Source organism: Acidaminococcus timonensis, from assembly GCF_900106585.1.
GTDB classification, from domain to species: domain Bacteria; phylum Bacillota; class Negativicutes; order Acidaminococcales; family Acidaminococcaceae; genus Acidaminococcus; species Acidaminococcus timonensis.
Genome location: NZ_FNWH01000005.1, coordinates 346,953 through 364,268, shown reverse-complemented (window position 1 = coordinate 364,268; position 17,316 = coordinate 346,953). Strand labels below are relative to the sequence as shown.

The window sequence follows — 17,316 nt, the reverse complement described above, 5'->3', positions numbered from 1 at the left end:
AGAAAATATGGAACAATCCATGGAACAACAAGATCTGGAGCTGATCTGGCATCCCTGCTCCCAGATGAAGGACTATGAAACCCTGCCGCCCATGGTCATCGATCATGCTCATGGCTGCTGGCTCTATGACATCCACGGAAAAGCCTATCTGGATATCGTAAGTTCCTGGTGGGCCAATCTGCTGGGACATACCCATCCGGTGCTGAATGCCCGGATCAAGGCCCAGCTGGACAGACTGGAACATGTGATTTTTGCCAATTTCACCCATGAACCGGCCATCACCCTGGCCCGGCGATTGCAAAAGCTGGTGCCTCCCGGTCTCAGCAAATTCCAGTTCCACGACAATGGATCGGCCGCTGTGGAGGCAGCCCTGAAACTATGCTTCCAGTATCATCAGCAGACCGGTCATCCGGAACGGCAAAAATTCCTCTGCCTGACGGAAGGCTACCATGGGGAGACGGTGGGGGCTCTTTCCGTGGGCAGCATGGACCTGTTTTCCCTGAAGTACAAACCCATGCTCATGGAGACCATCCATGTGGAGGCCCCGGACTGCTATCGCTGTCCCTATGGGAAGCAGAGGGACGATTGTACCTGCCCCTGTTTTGGCAAAGCGGAAGAGGCGTTTGCCCGTTATGGGAAGGAAGCGGCGGCCATGATCGTGGAGCCGCTGCTCCAGGGCAGTGCCGGCATGCGGATCTATCCGGCTCTGTATTTGAAGAAGCTGCGGAAACTGTGTGACGGATACGGTGTCAAGCTGATCGCCGATGAAATCGCTACGGGATTTGGACGCACCGGGACCCTGTTTGCCTGTGAGCAGGCCGGGATCACGCCCGATGTGATGTGTCTCTCCAAAGGCCTTACAGGGGGCTATCTGCCCATGTCCCTGACGGTGACCACCCAGGAAATCTACGATGCCTTCTACGATGATTATGGGACCCACAAGGCATTTCTCCACAGCCATACCTATGCAGGCAATCCTCTGGGCTGCGCAGCGGCCCTGGGGGTACTGGACGTTCTGGAACAGCAGCAGATCCTGCTCAAAGCCCGGGAAACGGCCCGCTGGCTGACGAAGGAAATGGAAGGACGGTTCGGAAAGCATGAGCATATAGGGGAAATCCGTCACATTGGACTGATCCATGCGCTGGAGCTGGTGGCGGACCGAAAATCCAAACGTCCCTTTCCCGCAGAAAAACGGCTGGGCTATCAGCTGTATCAAAAAGCGCTGGCCAGGGGACTGGTGCTGCGGCCCCTGGGAGATGTGCTGTATTTCAATCCGCCGCTGACCATTGCGAAGGAGGAACTGACACAGGCGATGGAGGTGCTGGGTGAAGTTTTACGGGAGTCGTGACTGGTGAATGGTTAACCCGTTAAAAACAATGGTTGACATAACCTGTCCGGGGGCCTATAATAATGCCATCGAATCAAGTGAGCCATGATTTCGTTCTGCCCCGTCCCTCCGGGGTGGGGAGCCCATGAGAATCAACCCGTCAGGAGCTGTTGCATGAAAAACGTGCAGCAGCTCCTTTTTCGTGGTACACTGTGTACCTGCGGAGAAAACTACAAGCGGAGGTAATGAACCATGGCTTTTTTGGAACATGATATCCTGGTCAGCGAAGATCTGCGGCGGGTCCCTCTGGAGGAACTCCAGGGCCGTCTGGAACGGCTGCGGGCATCCCTTACGGAAGCGGATCCGGACTGGCAGATGGCGGTGGTCAGCGATAAGCTGGATATGTATTACTTTACAGGCACCATGCAGGAGGGGGCCTTCCTGGTACGTCCCCAGGATGCCATCCTGTGGGTGCGGCGCAGCCTGGAACGGGCCCGGAACGAATCCCTGCTGCCTTCCACCCAGATCCTGCCCATGCACAGCTATCGGCAGGCTGCCCAGTTCTACGGGGAGGATCTGCCCAGGTCCGTGTATCTGGATGAAAAGCACACCTCTCTGGAGTGGCTGCGGTTCTTCCACAAATATTTCCCTTTTGCAGTCCGGAAGAATTTGGATCCCATCCTGGGACACCTGAGGAGCGTGAAAAGTCCCTACGAACTGGCCCTGCTGGCCACCAGCGGCCGGATCCACGGGGACGTGCTCATGCAGGAAGCCCCGGTATTCCTGAAGGAAGGGATCAGCGAAGCAGAACTGGCCATCCAGCTGTATCTGCGCATGGTGCTGAAGGGCAGTCAGGGAGTGGCACGGACCAACCGGCCTCTGGGTGAAGATGTGATCGGTCTGGCTTCCTTTGGCAAAAGTGCCCTGGTGCGCACAGCCTTCGACGGCCCTGGCGGGACCGGCGGGACCTGTGTGGCGGTACAGAGCATCGGCTCCGCCTTCCGTCTGCTGAAACAGGGACGGCTGGTGTACCTGGACATTCCCTGTGGCTTCGATGGGTACAATACGGACAAGACGGTGGTGTACTATTATGGGGATCTGGACCGGGATCCGGCAAAGGAGGAAATCCTCCGGGCCTATAATTACTGCCTCTCCCTGGAGCAGAAGACCCTTTCCCTGATGAAACCGGGAGCAGTCCTGGGAGATATTTACGATCAGGTCATGGCGGACTTTGATCCCCGGTATGAGGGGATTTTCATGAACGGCGGCCGGTTCCTGGGCCACAGCATCGGGATGTGCATGGACGAGACTCCGGTGATCGCCAGTGGTGTGAAGGAGAAAATCCAGGAAAACATGGTGTTTGCGGTGGAACCCAAGATCGCCCTGCCGGAACTGGGTATGGTGGGTACGGAGAACACCTACCGGATCGGACCGGACGGCCCTGTGTGTCTGACAGGGGGGCCTCAGCCCCTGCGGGTGGTCCGTTGATTTTCCCGTACCAAAAATGGTACAATGATACAATCAAATCGGCGGAAACGGGCGGCCTGGGAAAGGCGGTCCGAGGGTTCCGCACAGGGGAGTAACAGAACCATGGCAACAGAAGAAACCGGGCTGCTGGACAAGCAGGATTTCCTGGAACAGAAAGATGTAATCAAAAAACAGATCCTGAGCAACGGCAAACTCACCGGTGCCCAGAAGCGCCAGACCCTGCAGGTGCTGGCTGGATTCGAAAAGAGCGTGAACCAGGGCGGCGTACGTCAGCACGGCATTACAAAAGCCATGCTGAAGACAGCCCTGCCCGTGTTCGGAAAAATGAGCGAGGATAAGCGGCATAACGAGAAGGAACTGCGGGTCCTGCGGTTTCTGACCTATTTCGTCCTGCAGGGGATCCAGAAATGAACGCACTGACCCTATTCCTGCTGGCCGTGTCCCTTTCCATGGATGCCTTTGCGGTCTCTGTGTGCGGCGGGCTGAAGATGAGCGGCCGGGAACGGCTGAAGGGCGGGGTGGTATTTGGACTCTGGTTCGGCGGGTTCCAGGCATTGATGCCTTTCCTGGGATATGAACTGGGAAGCCATTTTGCCAGGGCTGCATCTGCCTATTCCCACTGGATCATTTTCGCAATCCTGGCCTACATCGGCTGGAACATGATCGGGGAAGCCGGGGAGGACCAGGAACAGGAAAAGATCACTGGGGTGAAAACCATGCTGGGCCTGGCGGTGGCCACCAGCCTGGATGCTCTGGGTGTGGGGGTGGGTTTTGCCTTCATGGACATCGCCATCCTTCCCACCGTCCTGGAAATCGGGACCATTACGTTTTGCTTCTCGTTCGTCGGCTGCGCCTGCGGTTCAGTGATCGGGATGCTGGGCAAGGAAAAAGCAGAAATCGGCGGGGGCATTGTCCTGATCCTCATCGGCCTGAAGGCCGTGCTGGAGCATTACGGATTTCTGGGATAGATTGACTGGAAAGGAGGGTGTCACCATGGCACCCTCTTTTTTAAAAGGAGGAAACCATGGGCAGCAGGCGGATCATCATGCATGTGGACATGGATGCATTCTTTGCATCGGTGGAACAGCTGGACCATCCGGAATACCGGGGCAAGCCTGTGATCGTGGGCGGTCTGTCCGGCCGGGGCGTGGTCTCCACCTGTTCCTATGAGGCCCGGAAGTTCGGAGTCCACTCGGCCATGCCCATGACCACCGCCCGGCGGTTGTGTCCCCAGGCCATCTATGTGCAGGGACGGTATCCCCGGTATGTGGAACTGTCCCGGCAAATCCGGGGCATCTTCCATGCTTTTTCTCCGGTGGTGGAGCCTTTGTCCATTGACGAAGCTTTTCTGGATCTCACCGGGATGGAAGCCCTGGTGGGGGACGCAACCACCCTGGGAGAAAAAATCAAACAGGTGATCCGGCAGCAGACGGGTCTGACGGCCTCCGTGGGAATCGCTCCCAATAAATTCCTGGCCAAGCTGGCCAGTGACCTCCAGAAACCGGACGGGCTGGTGATCATCCACCAGGAGGAGGCGGCGGATTTCATCGCTCCCCTGCCCCTTGACCGGGTGTTCGGCCTGGGCCGGCGGTCCGTGGCGGCCCTGGAGAATCTGGGGCTGCGGACCATCGGCCAGCTGGCAGCCTGTCCGGTGAGCCTGCTGCAACCCGTTCTGGGCAAACAGGCCCAGGAGATCCGCAACCGGGCCCGGGGGCTGGATGACCGCCCGGTGGTGCCTGATGAACAGCGGAAATCCCTGGGCAAGGAAACCACCTTCGGGGAAGACCTGATGGGGAAAAGAGCCTGCCTGGAAGCCCTGTGGGACCTGTGCCAGCAGGTGGGCTGGCGGCTGCGGGCCAATGGCCTCAGCGGGTATACGGTGACCCTGAAGATCAAGACGGCCCGGTTCCAGCTGATCACCCGCAGCCGGACTGTGGAGGAACCGGTGCAGCTGGACGAGGAGCTGCGGGAGCAGATCCGCCTGCTGGCGGACCAGGTAAGCTGGCGGGAACCGGTACGGCTCCTGGGAGTCAGCGTCAGCCACCTGACACAGGGTGGCAGTGTGGCCCTGGATCTGGATGGCAGCGGCAGGGAACGGAAGCGGGCCCAGGTCCTGGACGCATTGAAACAGCGATTCGGGGAAGGCATCATCCATAAAGGGAAGAGCCTGGAACGATAAGGAGGAAAGACAGTGGATCGGAATCGGAAAATCGGCATGGGGATGGTCCTTCTGGGAGCTTCCCTGTGGGGAAGCAGCAGCAACTGCATGGAATATCTCATGACCCATCAGCATTTCACCTGGCAGGCCATCCTTTTTGCCCGGATGGTCCTGACCGGGCTTTTTTTCCTGGCCTTCTGCCTTTACAAGAAAGAGCCGCTGCTGGTACCGCTGCGGAAGGATCCCTGGCTCATGCTGAAGTTCACCGTGCTGGGCATGTTTGTCATGCAGGTGCCTTTTGTGAAGGCCATCTATTACAGCAATGCGGCCACGGCCACGGTGCTCCAGTACCTGATGCCGGCCATCCTGCTGGTCATGTCCCTGTGGAAAGCGAAGCGGGGACCCCGGCGGCGGGAAGTGGTGGCTGTGGGGCTGGCCATCCTGGGTACGGCCCTGATTGCTACCCGGGGAGAGGGGGCTGTCCTGGCCGTTTCGCCGGAAACCCTGTTCTGGGGCATCCTGGGAGCCTTTGGCATGGCCTGGTACACCCTGTATGCGGCGGAACTGCTCCAGCGCTACAGCTGTTTCCTGATCATCGGCTGGGGCAGTCTGGGCAATGCCCTGCTGCTGGAACTGCTGGTCCATCCCAATGTACAGGGAGCCCTCTTCAACTTCGATACTCTCTGGTCCTTCGGTGTGCTGTTTGTGCTGGGGACCCTGGTGGCCTATACGGTCTACCTGGAAAGCACCCGGTACATCCCGGCTTCGGAGACCGGAACCCTGGCGGCTTTTGAACCCCTTTCCGCCTATTTCTTCTCCATCCTGTTCCTGGGGAATCACATCGGAGTGGCCGAAAGCATCGGGGCCCTGTGCATCATCACCATGGTGGTCCTGCTGGCCCGGAAATAGGACTGCAGGGGGCAGGTTTCTCAAAGAAATGGACATCCCCTCATAGAAAGGCAACAGACAGTTGAAAAATCCCTGGATTTTTGTATCAAAAACTGTTGACAAAACAGAAACATATCCCTATAATTTAATTCATAGTGAAGTACAGGTAATTAAAACCGTTCTGAATTTGGGAGGCAAAGACAATGAGCGAAGAAAAAAAGTACCATTTTGAGACCCTGCAGCTCCATGTGGGCCAGGAACAACCGGATCCCGCCACGGATGCCCGTGCAGTCCCCATTTACCAAACCACTTCTTACGTATTCCGCAACAGCCAGCACGCCGCTGATCGGTTCGCCCTGAAGGACGCCGGCAACGTATACGGCCGTCTGACCAACCCTACGGAAGACGTCTTCGAACAACGGATCGCTGCCCTGGAAGGCGGCGTGGCAGCTCTGGCTACGGCCAGCGGCGCCGCTGCAGTGACCTACGCCATGCAGGCTCTGGTCCATGCCGGTCAGCACATTGTCTGCGCCACCACCGTGTACGGCGGTACCTACAACCTGTTCGAACATACCTTCCCGGATTTCGGCATTGAAACCACGTTCGTGGATCCCACCCAGGGCGTCCATGTATTCGAAGATGCCGTAAAGGAAAACACCCAGGCCATCTACATTGAATCCGTGGGCAACCCCAACGCCAACCTGATCGACATCGATGCAGTAGCAGAAATTGCTCACAAGCACAATATCCCTCTGGTGGTGGACAGCACCTTCGCCACCCCGTACCTGCTGCGTCCCTTCGAACATGGGGCTGACGTGGTAGTCCATTCTGCCACGAAATTCATCGGCGGCCACGGTACTACCCTGGGCGGCGTGATCATCGACAGCGGTAAATTCGACTGGGTGGCTTCCGGCCGGTTCCCCTGGCTGGTAGACCCCAACCCCAGCTACCATGGCATCAGCTTCGCCAAGGACGTGGGCGCGGCCGCTTATGTAACCTACATCCGGACCCTGATCCTGCGGGATACGGGTGCCACCATCTCTCCCTTCAACGCCTTCCTGCTGCTGCAGGGCCTGGAAACCCTGTCTCTGAGGGTGGAACGGCATGTGGAGAATGCCCTGAAGGTTGTTGATTTCCTGGCGAAGGATCCCCATGTGGCCAAGGTCAACCATCCCTCCCTGCCCAATCATCCGGATCATGAACTGTACAAGAAATATTTCCCCAACGGCGGGATCTCCATCTTCACCTTTGAAATCAAGGGCGGCGCAGAAGCAGCCCGGAAATTCATCGATCATCTGAAGATCTTCTCCCTGCTGGCCAATGTGGCTGATGTGAAGAGCCTGGTCATCCATCCGGCTTCCACCACCCATTCTCAGATGAATGAAGAAGAACTGGCTGCTTCCGGCATTACACCGGCCACCATCCGGTTGTCCATCGGTACGGAACATATCGATGATATCATCGACGATCTGAAACAGGCTTTTGCGGCCCTGGATTGATTGTAAAATAAAAAATGGCTGTCGCGTGGAGCGACAGCCATTTTTTATTTTGCAGGCTTGAATACTTTTCGGATGGCAAAGGGGACCCCCAGAGCCAGGATCAGGACCCGCACCAGCTGGTAGGTCAGGATCACGGCCACGTCCTGCTGCATCTCCAGGCCGGACAGGCACATCTCGGCGATACCGCCGGGAGCCAGGGCCAGGAAGGCCGTCAGGGTGGTGAATCCGTAGAGCCGGGACAGGAACAGGGAAAGAAGGGCGCTGGAGATCACCATCAGCAGGGAACCGATCAAAATGTTGGGAATCAGCGTCTTTGTCTTCAGCAGTTTGTCCCGATCCAGCATGGTGCCGATGTACAGGCCGATGTGGAGCTGGGCGAACGCCATGGCCGGCGCCGGGATCCGGGATACGCCGCCCTGCCAGCAGGCAAACAGGGCTGTGGCGATAATGGGCCCCAGCAGCTGGCTGGTGGGCATGTGGCCCTTCTTTGCCAGGTATCGGCCTCCCAGCGCCAGGGGGAAAACCAGCAGCCAGCCCGGATGGAACAGGCTCAGGAAATCCGCCACGCTGGTGTCCCACAGGCTGGGGCCGGTCAGGCGGATGACCTGGCCGCCGAACAGATTCACCGCCAGGAACGGGACACTGACTTCCACTACGAATAGACGGAGGCATTGGGATACCACCACTACATTCTGGTCCGCTTCTTCATAATCTTCCATCAGGACCGTCATGGCAGTTAGGCCGCCGGGCAGGCAGCCCATAATGGAGCTGAGCAGATTGGCGAAGGTATGCCGGTGCATGTAGATGGCCACGGCCACGGACACCGCCAGGGTGAAGAGGGAGGCACCGAAGATGCCCAGGGTTTCCTGGCTCAGTTTGACAAATGTTTCAGGGGTGCAGTTGCTGCCGATGCCATAGCCGGCCACTCCCAGCATGGCATTGCGCCACTGCCTGGGCCAGTGGAAGGAGCTGTCCAGGAAAGCGCTGAGGACGAATCCGGTCAGGATGCCGCCCAGCATATAGGGAATTGGGATACCCAGCTGCCGCAGAAAGAACCCGATCAGGGCGGCTGTCAGGAATGCAGTGATTTTTTTCATGGAAACGCTCCTCTCCAGCAAATTCCCTTCTATTATAAAAAATCCCTGCCATGCTGTAAAATCTTAATAGTATAATAGCGCTATAACAAAAATGATATGGGAGGCAGAATATCATGTTCCACGAAAAATACCTGCGGTATTTCCTGACCGTCTGTGAAGAAAAAAATATCACGGCGGCGGCCCGGAAACTGGAGCTGGCCCAGCCGGCCCTGAGCCGGATCATCCGGGAACTGGAACAGGAGGCGGGACTGCCCCTGCTGGTACGGGAGGCCGGCGGGGTTTATCTGACCCAGGCAGGGGAAATCTATGCCCGATCCGCCCGACAGGTCCTGGCGGCCTATCAGGAAGGACAGCGGGAAATCCACGATATCCGGGATTCCCATACGGGCCAGGTCCGGCTGGGACTTTCCCGAATTTCCAGCGAAGTGCTGCTGCCGGTGATCCTGGAACAGTTCCGGAAACAATATCCTCAGGTGGAACTGCAGCTGACGGAAACCTGGATCCGGGAACTGAATCCCCTGCTTCGCCAGGGAAAGCTGGACCTTTCCCTGACTTATGAGAACACGGATCCGGAACTGGAGTACCAGCCCCTTCTGACGGATCCCATCTATCTGGAGGCGCCGGCTTTCTTTTATGAAAAGCAGGGGAACTGGTCCTATGGCAGCACCAATGTGCTGCCGGATGTATCCCTGCTGGAGCATATGCCCTTCATCTTATTGAAGCCGGGGCGGGGTATGCGGTTCCAGGCAGATTCCCTGTTTCGGGAAGCGGGGCTGCATCCCCGGGTGATCCTGGAAACGGACAGTGTGACCCTGTCCCATCGGCTGGTCCTGGCCAACCAGGGATTCGCACTGATCCCCCGCATGGCCCTGCAGATCCTGCGGAAAAAGAACCGGGCTGTGTTCTATCAGCTGCCGGCATTTCCCCTGCGCCGGACGCTGTATCTGGCCCGCCGCAGGGGTGCCTACCAGACACGGGCCATGGAGGCCCTGGCCCGGCTGATCCGCAGCAACGTGACAGGGAAATAGGCCATCCTGTACCTGCTTCCTTTCACTTCCCTGTGGTACAATAAAACCAGCAAATGGATGGAGGTGTTCTGGATGACATATGGTAAATTGGCTGTTGTGCTGGGACTGTGCCTGGCTCTGGGGCAGACAGCCCTGGCGGCCGACCATCTGGCCGTGGTGGAAAAATCCGGCAAACAGGGGGTCATCGATACGGCAGGAAAGGAAATCCTGCCCCTGCATTATAAAAAAGTGGTCCTGGGGGACCCTAAGGAGGACCCGGTGATCCTTGTCCAGGAGAAGGGCAAATACGGTCTGATGGACCGGGACGGCAGGGTGCTGCTGCCGCCCACCCTGAAGAAAGTCACCGACGGAGGCACCGGATATCTGGGGGGGCAGGCCGGCAGGACCTGGAGCTTTTACAATCTGAAGGGGGAGAAGCTGCCCGGGGACTATGAAGGGGTCCAGGCTTTCAGCGAGGGAATGGCGCCTGTCAAGCTGAAGGGCAAATGGGGCTTTGCCGATACCACCGGAAAAGTGGTGATCCAGCCCCAGTACAAGGAAGTCCATGGCTTCAGCGAAGGGCTGGCTGCGGTCAAAACCGGCAAACAGTGGTTCTACATCCGCAGGGACGGCACCGTGCTGCCCAGTGTCAGTGCCAGAAAAGCCGGGGATTTCCACCAGGGCGTGGCCGTGGTGGACGGCGGCTGGCTCATGGATACCACGGGCAGGCGGTATGCCAAACTGAAGAAGTATGCCTACGTAGGCGACTTCCAGGATAACGGCCTGGCCGAAGTGGGTGTCCGCCGGGCCAGCCACAGCTTCCTGGATTATCTCTCCATCGGCCTGGGCTGGGGAGACGGCTGGGGCTGGGGCGGTCCCTACTGGGGCATCGGTCCCGGCTGGGGTCCCTATTGGGGTGATGTGGGCTATGGGTACCATCATCACCATCACCACGGCTGGGGCTGGGGTGGCGGCATCAGCGTCTCACCGGCCATGGCCATGCCTTCCAACCTGTACCGGGGCTATGTGGACAAGAAGGGGCAGGAAGTGATTCCGCCCAATTACAGCTACGTGTCTCCCTTCTACGGCAAATATGCCCTGTTCCGGGATGAAGGCCACTGGGGCATGCTGGATGAAAAAGGCCGGATCGTGATCCCGGCTGCCTACGATGCCCTGCTGCCCTTCAGCCGGGGACTGGCTCCCTTTGCCTCTGACAAGAAATGGGGCTTCATCGACCCGTCCAACCAGGTGGTGATCGCCAACCGGTTCGAAAGCGTCCAGTCTTTCCTGGAAGACCGGACTACGGCCATGGAAAAGGGCAAGGGTGGTGTCATCGACAGATCCGGCAGGGCCGTGGCTCCCTTCCGGGAAGAACTGCAGCAACTGGGGCCTCTCACGGCGGACAGGGCTGCTTTCAAGGACAGCCGTACTAAAAAATGGGGATATATTGATGGAAATGCCCAGGTTGTCATCCCTGCACAATATGATAATGCCGGATTGTTCGATTAAAGTTCATGTTTGACTACAAAAAACTATTGACACCCGTTGCCAATGATGTATAATGTAAACCATACCATTTCAAACAAACACAGGCAATGAACGGGAATGGAATCGTATGAACTTCCAGAGAGCTGGCGTTGGGTGCGAGCCAGTAAGCGATGACGATTCCTCTGGCCCGGGAGCTGCAGAGGCGAAATCCAGTAACTTCTGCCGTCCACAGCGCGTTAGGCTGAATGAGACCCAACATAGGGTGGTACAGCGCTCGTTCGCCCCTATCTGCTTTGCAGCAGGTAGGGGCTTTTTGGTGCACAAGAAAGGAAGTCATACAAATGGGAATGACAAGAACGCAAAAAATCCTGGCCCGCCATGCCGGCCGGCCGGAAGTGGAAGAAGGGGAACTGCTGGTTTCCCAGGTGGATCTGACCCTGGCCAATGATATTACCGGGCCTCCTGCCATCGATGAATTCGATAAAATCGGCCGTCCTGTGTTCAACAAGGATAAGATTGCTTTGGTGCCGGATCATTTCTCTCCTCCCAAGGATATCAAATCGGCCACCCTGTGCAAACACATGCGGGATTTTGCCCGGAAACACCATATCACCAACTATTTTGAAGTGGGACGGATGGGCATCGAACATGCCCTGGTCCCTGACAGCGGCCTGGTGGCACCGGGCGAGCTGGTCATCGGGGCCGATTCCCACACCTGCACCTATGGTGCCGTGAACGCCTTCTCCACCGGGGTGGGCCAGACGGACCTGGGGGCTGCCATGGCCAGCGGACAGACCTGGTTCAAGGTCCCACGGGCCATCAAAGTGGTACTCACCGGCAAGAAACCGGACTACATTTCCGGTAAGGACGTGATCCTGACCCTGATCGGCATGATCGGAGTGGATGGGGCCCTGTATCAGTCCCTGGAATTCTTTGGGGACGGGGTGGGAGAACTGTCCATGGCGGACCGGTTCACCATCTGCAACATGGCCATTGAAGCCGGCGGCAAGAACGGGATCTTCCCGGTGGATGACAAGACCCGGGAATATCTGAAAGAACGGGGCGTCACCCGGAAATGGGAAGCCGTGGAAGCAGATGAAGATGCGGTCTATGCTCGCACCATCACCATCGCCCTGGATCAGCTGGAGCCGACGGTGGCCTATCCCCATCTTCCGGAAAACACCCATCCTGCCGCAGAAGGCAGGGACATTGCCATCGACCAGGTGGTCATCGGTTCCTGCACCAACGGCCGGTACGAAGATCTGGTTTCGGCAGCCCGCATCCTGAAGGGCCGGAAAGTCAACGACCGGGTGCGCTGCATCATCATCCCGGCTACCCAGGAAATTTACAAACGGGCCATGGATAACGGCCTGCTGGACATCTTCATCAACGCCGGTGCCGCCGTATCCACGCCCACCTGCGGACCCTGTCTGGGCGGCTATATGGGCATCCTGGCAGCCGGTGAACGGTGCGTTTCCACCACCAACCGGAACTTCAGAGGCCGGATGGGCCACGTAGACAGCGAAGTGTATCTGGCCAGCCCGCTGACGGCAGCGGCCAGTGCAGTGACCGGCCATATCACGGATCCCAGGGAGGTAATGAAATGAGTAAGGTTTGGCGTTACGGAGACCATGTGGACACGGATGTGATCATCCCTGCCCGCTACCTGAACATCTCCGATTTCAAAGAATTGAGCGAACATGCCATGGAAGATATCGACACCACCTTTGCCCCCAACGTAAAGCCCGGGGACATCATCGTGGCCGGCCGGAACTTCGGCTGCGGCTCCTCCCGGGAGCATGCTCCCATTGTCATCCAGGAAAAGGGCATCCAGTGCATCATTGCCGAAAGCTTTGCCCGGATCTTCTATCGGAATGCCATCAACATCGGGCTGCCGGTGCTGGAAGTGGGTGACGATGCCAAAAAGATCCAGGCCGGGGATACGGTGGATGTGGATCTGGACAAAGGGGAGATCCATGTGGTGAATAAAGGCATCACCATCAAGACCCATCCGCTGCCGGCCTTTGTCCGGAAAATCCAGGAAGCCGGCGGGCTGATCAACTATGTGAAAGGAGAGCATGCCTGATGAAAGTTACCGTATTGGCCGGGGATGGCATCGGTCCTGAGATCACCGATGCCGCCCTTGAAGTCATGAAAAAAACGGCCGATGTGTTTGGCCTGGACATTTCCTATGACCACAAACTCATGGGAGGCTGTGCCTATGACAAGTTCGGAACGCCGCTGCCGGAAGAGACCATTGCCAGTGCCAGGGCGGCGGACGGTGTGCTGTTGGGCGCGGTAGGCGGTCCCAAATGGGATCACATCGAAGATGTGACCAAGCGGCCGGAAAAGGGGCTGCTGGGCATCCGCAAGGCCCTGGGGCTGTACTGCAACCTGCGGCCGGTGCAGGTGCGTCCCTACATGGCCCATCTGTCTCCGCTGAAGACGGAACGGGCAGAAGGCGCCGATCTGGTGATTGTCCGGGAACTGACCGGCGGGATCTACTTCGGAGAACACAAGGAAGCCGCTTTGGTGGATGGGGTGGAAACGGCTTCGGACATTGAAAAATACACCCGTCCTGAAGTGGAACGGATTGCTGTCAAGGCCTTTGAAGCGGCCCGTTTGCGCCGGGGCAAGGTGACCAGCGTGGATAAAGCCAATGTCCTGGGTTCTTCCCGGATGTGGCGGAAAATCGTCACGGAAATCCATGATGAGAAGTATCCGGATGTGGAACTGAACCACTATTATGTGGACAATTGTGCCATGCAGCTGGTGCTGGATCCCAAACAGTTCGATGTGATCCTGACCAACAACATTTTCGGGGATATCCTGTCGGATGAGGCTTCCACCATTGCCGGCAGCATCGGGCTGCTGCCTTCTGCCAGCCTGGGCGATGGAACCGGGCTGTACGAACCCATCCATGGCAGTGCGCCGGACATTGCCGGCAAGGGCATTGCCAACCCGCTGGGGACCATCCTGTCAGCGGCCATGCTGCTGCGGTATTCCCTGAAACAGGAAGCGGCTGCCAAAGCCATTGAAGCGGCAGTGGATGAAGTGATGAAACAGGGCTACCGGACACCGGAGCTGGCCGGCGAAGGACTGACGGTGATCAGTACCTCCGAAATGGGCCATAAGGTGGCGGAAGCGGTAACTCAATAAAGCCACTAGTCTCGAGTCACTAGTCTCTAGCCGATGGTGAAAAATCGCCATCGGCGATTTTTTGAATAAGGAGTAAAAGAATGACAAAATGGGCTGACGGGAAGCAGCGATGCTTCTGGGCCAATCCGAAAAATGAACGGTACATCCGGTACCATGACGAAGAATGGGGCGTACCGGTCCATACGGACCGGAAGCTGTTTGAAATGCTGCTGCTGGAAACCTTCCAGGCCGGGCTTTCCTGGGAATGTGTACTGAATAAGCGGGAGGCCTTCCGGAATGCCTTCGATGGTTTCGACCCGGTGAAGATCGCTGCTTATGAGGAAAGGAAACTGGAGGCCCTGCGCCAGGATCCCGGGATCATCCGGAACAAACTGAAGATCAGGGCGGCCGTGACCAATGCCCGGATCTTCCTGGAACTGGCAGGGCAATGGGGCAGCTTCGACAGGTATCTGTGGCATTTTACAGAAGGGAAGACCCTGCAGGAACACGACGGCCGGACCCATTCGGACCTGTCCGACAACCTGTCCAAAGCATGGAAGAAACTGGGGATGAAGTTCGTGGGCACCACGGTGGTCTATTCCTACCTGCAGGCTGTGGGGGTGGTGGACAGCCACGAGCCCGGCTGCTTCAAGTATCGGGGAAGCCGCTAGCAGCAGCCCCTGGGAGAAGGGTCCTGGAGGCCGGGGAAGGATTCTTTTTGCTGGGCGTCCCCTGCCCAATCTGGGAGTATAATAAAAGGCAGAAAAGGAGGTCATACAATGCAGATCCAACAGATTCGCAATGGTACCAATAAAATCGTTTATGGAGATACAACGTTCCTTCTGGATCCCTATCTGGGAGAAAAGGGGGCCTTGGGGACCCTGGGGGATATTTCCGGCCAGCCCTATAAGACCCCTGATCCGGTGAAAATGCAGCTTCCCATGCCCTTTTATCCCCTTCCGGACCCCATCGGGACGATCCTGGAGCATGTGGATTATTATCTGTTCACCAGCCTGGCTCCGGACCACATCGATCGGGCCGCGGATGGCACGGTGGGCGCTTTGCTGGATAAGAAGATCCCGGCCCTGGTACAGAACGAGACGGATGCAGCGCTCCTGCGGAAATCCGGCTTTGCAGATGTGCGGGTGGTGTCGGAGGAAGGCACCGAGCTGGGGGAGATCACCCTGGTGAAGACGGCCACCTGCCACGGAAAGATCATCCCCACCGGGGATGCCATGGGAGTGGTGCTCCTGAAAGAAGGAGAAAAGGCGCTGTATGTGGCCGGAGATACCATCTGGTACGAGGGGGTACGACAGGTACTCCAGGATTTCAAGCCCCGGGTGGTGATGGTGAATGGTTGCGCAGCTGCGCTGCTGGGATGCGGCCGGCTTTCCATGGATGACGAGGACATCGAGAGCGTATCCCGGAACCTGCCCGATGCCGTGGTGTACGTGACCCATATGGACAACGATGCAGCGGCCTGCATCACCCGTCATGAGATGCGGGGCAGATTGACCAACCGGGGCGTCACCAGCTATATCATGCCCAGGGACGGCCAGACGATCCATTTCTAAAAGGGGCGTGAAAAATACTTTTTCACACACCCGTCACTAGTCACTAGTCAAATAGTCACTAGCTGATGGAAGCCAGCTTACGCTGGCAAAAAAGAGAGCTGTGAAAAAATTGAGCTGACCCCCAATTGTTAGACCAAAAATCTAACAATTGGGGGTTAGTTTTTTTATGGCAAGACACAGCTATGAATTTAAGAAAAAAATAGTACTGGAATACTTGAACAGTGACAAAGGGTGTATTTCTATTTCACGTAAATATGGGATGGCAAGTAGCAGCCAGCTGCTAAAGTGGGCTGCTGCTTACAAGGCATTTGGAGATAATGGTCTGAAGAGATCTCGCTCTCAAAAAATATACTCTTTCAAAGAAAAACTTTCTGTGGTAGAGTCTTACTTAACAAATGAAATCTCATATCAGGAATTGGCAATTCGTGTAGGAATCAACAATCCGTCATTGATTTCCAGATGGGTCAATGAATTTAAAATTGCGGGGCCGGATGCGTTACGGTCACATAAAAAAGGTAGGAAAAAGACTTTGAGCCAATCAAAACCCAAAAAAACAGATACCCAGGTTCAACAACCGATGGTCAACATCAGTGTGGAACATGTCCAGGAGTTAGAGAATGAAAACCTTAAACTCCGAATAGAGAATGCTTTTTTAAAAGAACTGAGGAGACTGCGTTTAGAGGACGAAGCAAAAATGAGAGAGTTGCGAAAATCATCTCCAGTCTCCGAGGATCATTCAAGTTGAAAGACATTCTCTCCTATACGCAAATGCCCAAAGCAACCTATATGTACTGGCAGAAACGGTTTGACCGCGAGAATCCAGACCAGGAAGTAGAGGAGAAAATACAGGAAATCCGCAGCCAGCATAAAGATTATGGATACCGTCGCATGACCGGTGAGCTAAAGAACCAAGGGATTTGCGTGAACAAGAAGAAAGTTCAACGTATCATGCAGAAACTGAGCCTTCAGGTAACATCTTTTACCCGGAAGAGCCGTAAATACAGCTCCTATAAGGGTAAGGTAGGAACCATTGCTCCAAATAGGATACATCGTCGTTTTGAGACGAATATCCCTCACCAGAAGATTACGACCGACACTTCAGAATTCAAATACTATGAAGCAGATTCACAGGGACATTTGACTCTGCGCAAGCTTTATCTGGATCCTTTCCTGGACATGTTCAATAATGAAATCATCAGCTATGGAATAGCCAAATATCCTTCGGCTAACAGCATACTGGAAGCTCAAGCCAAAGCAATCAAAATTACTGCTGATTGTCCGTATCGAAGAACATTTCACTCCGATCAGGGCTGGGCATACCAAATGAAATTCTATACCAAAAGACTAAAAAACGAACGAATTTTTCAGAGCATGTCTCGAAAAGGCAACTGTCATGATAACGCTGTAATGGAAAACTTCTTCGGCTTACTGAAGCAGGAAATATATTACGGAGTGACCTACTACAGCTACAAAGAATTAAAAGGCGCTATCGAACGATACATCAAATACTATAACGAGCAAAGAATCAAGGAAAAACTGGGCTGGAAAAGTCCTGTTCAATACAGGCTTTCCTTGCAGGCAGCATAAAAAAGTAACGAGACGGTAAAAACCATCTCGTTACTAAGGTCTAACTTTTTGGGGTCACATCAAAT

Annotated in this window: 17 protein-coding genes; 16 read left to right on the top strand and 1 reads right to left on the bottom strand. The window is 56.2% G+C overall.

Annotation, left to right across the window (positions count from 1 at the left end; translation table 11 throughout):
- Positions 1 to 7 precede the first annotated feature (7 nt).
- From bioA to BQ5462_RS03635, 7 genes are all read left to right on the top strand, one after another.
- A complete protein-coding gene (gene bioA / locus BQ5462_RS03665; protein ID WP_071142060.1) occupies positions 8 to 1,348 on the top strand; it encodes an adenosylmethionine--8-amino-7-oxononanoate transaminase in 1,341 nt (446 codons plus the stop codon).
- A 231-nt stretch (positions 1,349 to 1,579) separates the two neighbouring features.
- Positions 1,580 to 2,815: a M24 family metallopeptidase gene (locus BQ5462_RS03660; RefSeq protein ID WP_071142059.1), complete on the top strand. Its 1,236-nt coding sequence runs from the start codon at positions 1,580 to 1,582 to the stop codon at positions 2,813 to 2,815.
- Positions 2,816 to 2,917: 102 nt separating this feature from the next.
- A complete protein-coding gene (locus BQ5462_RS03655; RefSeq protein WP_071142058.1) occupies positions 2,918 to 3,226 on the top strand; it encodes a hypothetical protein in 309 nt (102 codons plus the stop codon).
- Positions 3,223 to 3,783, top strand: a complete 561-nt coding sequence (locus BQ5462_RS03650; RefSeq protein WP_071142057.1) for a manganese efflux pump MntP — start codon at positions 3,223 to 3,225, stop codon at positions 3,781 to 3,783. Before BQ5462_RS03655 ends, BQ5462_RS03650 begins: the two co-directional genes overlap by 4 nt.
- Positions 3,784 to 3,839: 56 nt before the next feature.
- Entirely contained in the window at positions 3,840 to 4,994 is a 1,155-nt protein-coding gene (locus tag BQ5462_RS03645; RefSeq protein ID WP_071142056.1) for a DNA polymerase IV, read from the top strand.
- A gap of 12 nt (positions 4,995 to 5,006) precedes the next feature.
- A complete protein-coding gene (locus tag BQ5462_RS03640) occupies positions 5,007 to 5,882 on the top strand; it encodes a DMT family transporter (protein ID WP_071142055.1) in 876 nt (291 codons plus the stop codon).
- Between the two features lie 182 nt (positions 5,883 to 6,064).
- A complete protein-coding gene (locus tag BQ5462_RS03635; protein WP_071142054.1) occupies positions 6,065 to 7,360 on the top strand; it encodes an O-acetylhomoserine aminocarboxypropyltransferase/cysteine synthase family protein in 1,296 nt (431 codons plus the stop codon).
- A 44-nt stretch (positions 7,361 to 7,404) separates the two neighbouring features.
- Here the strand turns inward: BQ5462_RS03635 and BQ5462_RS03630 are convergent, their stop codons facing one another.
- Positions 7,405 to 8,457 carry an AbrB family transcriptional regulator gene (locus BQ5462_RS03630; RefSeq protein WP_071142053.1) on the bottom strand — a complete coding sequence of 351 codons (1,053 nt, stop codon included), beginning with the start codon at positions 8,455 to 8,457 and terminating at the stop codon, positions 7,405 to 7,407.
- A 113-nt stretch (positions 8,458 to 8,570) separates the two neighbouring features.
- On the opposite strand from BQ5462_RS03630, the gene BQ5462_RS03625 reads away from it, so the two are divergent.
- The 9 genes from BQ5462_RS03625 (at position 8,571) to BQ5462_RS11635 (ending at position 17,251) form a co-directional block, all read left to right on the top strand.
- Complete coding sequence (locus BQ5462_RS03625; RefSeq protein WP_071142052.1) at positions 8,571 to 9,485, top strand: LysR family transcriptional regulator; 915 nt, start codon at positions 8,571 to 8,573, stop codon at positions 9,483 to 9,485.
- Between the two features lie 72 nt (positions 9,486 to 9,557).
- On the top strand, positions 9,558 to 10,973 hold the full coding sequence (locus BQ5462_RS03620) for a WG repeat-containing protein (RefSeq protein ID WP_071142051.1): 1,416 nt from the start codon (positions 9,558 to 9,560) through the stop codon (positions 10,971 to 10,973).
- A gap of 320 nt (positions 10,974 to 11,293) precedes the next feature.
- Positions 11,294 to 12,559 carry a 3-isopropylmalate dehydratase large subunit gene (leuC, locus tag BQ5462_RS03615; RefSeq protein WP_071142050.1) on the top strand — a complete coding sequence of 422 codons (1,266 nt, stop codon included), beginning with the start codon at positions 11,294 to 11,296 and terminating at the stop codon, positions 12,557 to 12,559.
- Positions 12,556 to 13,038 carry a 3-isopropylmalate dehydratase small subunit gene (locus tag BQ5462_RS03610; RefSeq protein ID WP_071142049.1) on the top strand — a complete coding sequence of 161 codons (483 nt, stop codon included), beginning with the start codon at positions 12,556 to 12,558 and terminating at the stop codon, positions 13,036 to 13,038. Before leuC ends, BQ5462_RS03610 begins: the two co-directional genes overlap by 4 nt.
- Positions 13,038 to 14,111 carry a 3-isopropylmalate dehydrogenase gene (leuB, locus tag BQ5462_RS03605; RefSeq protein WP_071142048.1) on the top strand — a complete coding sequence of 358 codons (1,074 nt, stop codon included), beginning with the start codon at positions 13,038 to 13,040 and terminating at the stop codon, positions 14,109 to 14,111. The genes BQ5462_RS03610 and leuB overlap by 1 nt, the downstream gene beginning before the upstream one ends.
- Positions 14,112 to 14,191: 80 nt before the next feature.
- A complete protein-coding gene (locus tag BQ5462_RS03600) occupies positions 14,192 to 14,761 on the top strand; it encodes a DNA-3-methyladenine glycosylase I (protein WP_071142047.1) in 570 nt (189 codons plus the stop codon).
- Positions 14,762 to 14,869: 108 nt separating this feature from the next.
- Positions 14,870 to 15,664, top strand: coding sequence for an MBL fold metallo-hydrolase (locus tag BQ5462_RS03595; protein WP_071142046.1), 795 nt, complete (start codon positions 14,870 to 14,872; stop codon positions 15,662 to 15,664).
- Between the two features lie 166 nt (positions 15,665 to 15,830).
- A complete protein-coding gene (locus BQ5462_RS11640) occupies positions 15,831 to 16,409 on the top strand; it encodes a helix-turn-helix domain-containing protein (RefSeq protein ID WP_071141584.1) in 579 nt (192 codons plus the stop codon).
- The gene (locus BQ5462_RS11635; RefSeq protein WP_143037990.1) at positions 16,376 to 17,251 is read left to right on the top strand and encodes an IS3 family transposase; all 876 of its coding nucleotides are present in this window, start codon (positions 16,376 to 16,378) and stop codon (positions 17,249 to 17,251) included. Before BQ5462_RS11640 ends, BQ5462_RS11635 begins: the two co-directional genes overlap by 34 nt.
- Positions 17,252 to 17,316 lie beyond the last annotated feature (65 nt).